Raw genomic sequence first — 1,467 nt, 5'->3', positions numbered from 1 at the left:
TTTTTAGGCATTTTGAAAGATCCTTTTAAAGATTTCACTACAGGATTAAGTTTTTTATCCTTTTGTTTTTGTTCTTCCTTTGTAAGAATTTTTAAATAGTTTTCAATGATGTCTGAAAGGCTACGATTTTTTTCTTTAGCGTAATCTTTTGCCCTTTTAATGATTTCTTGTTCTATCGTTAAGGTGAGTTTAGTATTCATCACTTTTCAATTAAAAGTTATATATACAAATATAACGAAGAATTTTGTTTACACGTATTATTTTTTAATTATTTATACGATTTTCATTAAATCCGCTTGTAGCTAACGGTTTCGAATAATCGTCAGTTGTGGTTGTATGTACTCGGATTTGTCGGCTTAGGTTTTTGTTTAATTGGATTCTAAAAATATTATTTTAATTCAAATGGCCACAATTGCGAATATTCGTTGTTATATGCTGTTGCGATACGTCCGAGTAAGAACGTGATATTTGCCGCTGTCGGGAATATTAAAAATTTGAAGCTCTAATCATTTTCTTAACTGAAATCATTGCGCAAAAGTGAGCGTCCGTCGTAGTTTTAGCGATCCATGAGAAACTCCTGTTTTCCGCGCATTATATTTCTCCCTTTTAAACTGAAACTTCTTTAGCGTAAATATGCAATTGAAAGTCAGTATTCTTTTGCATGATTTTTTTATTAACGATAACTGTAAAATCTCATTTCGGATCTGAATCATGTAAGTTATCGATTTACTAAAAGTTCTTACTTCGGATTTTTCAGTTTAAGGCTTACAATCGCTTAGTTGTCGGATTAGAAGAATTATTGTTTTTAGTAGCTAAAATTGTGCGGAGCAATAGCATATAACGGTCTCGGTTATCGCCAGTTGGCGGAGTAAGGGACGCGGATTTGTCGGCTTAGTATTGGTTTGTTGGTCAAGATAATTATTTTCTTTCTAACGCTACCGCTTATTGGCGATTAACCGTTGTTGTTGCCAGTGTTTGCACGATAATTACAATTGGTAATCTAGCTCCAGTTTTCCATCTGTAGCTTTATACGGATCTAACATTATATATTTTTTTGATTCGCCATAATAGTCAATGCGTATTTCTTCCTCAAAGTCACCAATGAAGTAATAATCGAATTTTTCATCTTCATTATTATCCGAACTGATATTAAGTCTAATGGAGTCATTTGAATGTCCTTTTATTTTTGTGTAAAAAACTGAATAGTTTTTACCAGCTATGGGAACCAGACTATCGATAAATACTTTGTCAAAATTATCAATTTTCGCGGTCTTTTTATCAGTGCTGCTATCACAGGATGATAAGAAGGTAATTAGAGTTAGTAATATAAGATTCTTAATATTCATGTAGTTATTGTATTAATCGCAATCACACTGCAAATATTGGCTACAACGGTCTCGGCTATCGACAGTTGCGGGAGTTGGGACGCGGATTTGTCGGCTTTTTTGTTTTATTTTCTGGTTTCTA

General features: G+C 32.9%; 2 protein-coding genes. Both read right to left on the bottom strand.

Annotated features, from left to right (window positions below; translation table 11 throughout):
- The coding region (locus ACSHZO_RS15805) for a DUF6364 family protein (RefSeq protein ID WP_298248421.1) at positions 1-200 on the bottom strand (200 nt) is incomplete at its 3' end.
- 786 nt (positions 201-986) lie between these two features.
- The gene (locus ACSHZO_RS15800; protein WP_298248420.1) at positions 987-1,346 is read right to left on the bottom strand and encodes a hypothetical protein; all 360 of its coding nucleotides are present in this window, start codon (positions 1,344-1,346) and stop codon (positions 987-989) included.
- Positions 1,347-1,467 lie beyond the last annotated feature (121 nt).

It is taken from the genome of Christiangramia sp. 3-2217-3z (assembly GCF_051195275.1).
In the GTDB taxonomy this organism is placed as follows: domain Bacteria; phylum Bacteroidota; class Bacteroidia; order Flavobacteriales; family Flavobacteriaceae; genus Christiangramia; species Christiangramia marina.
The sequence above is the reverse complement of the archived record's forward strand: the minus strand, read 5'-3'. Positions and strand labels throughout refer to the sequence as shown.

Coding starts and splice junctions, on each gene's coding strand:
- ACSHZO_RS15800 (WP_298248420.1), bottom strand. CDS start 1,346: ATGAATATTAAGAATCTTATATTACTAACTCTAATTACCTTCTTATCA.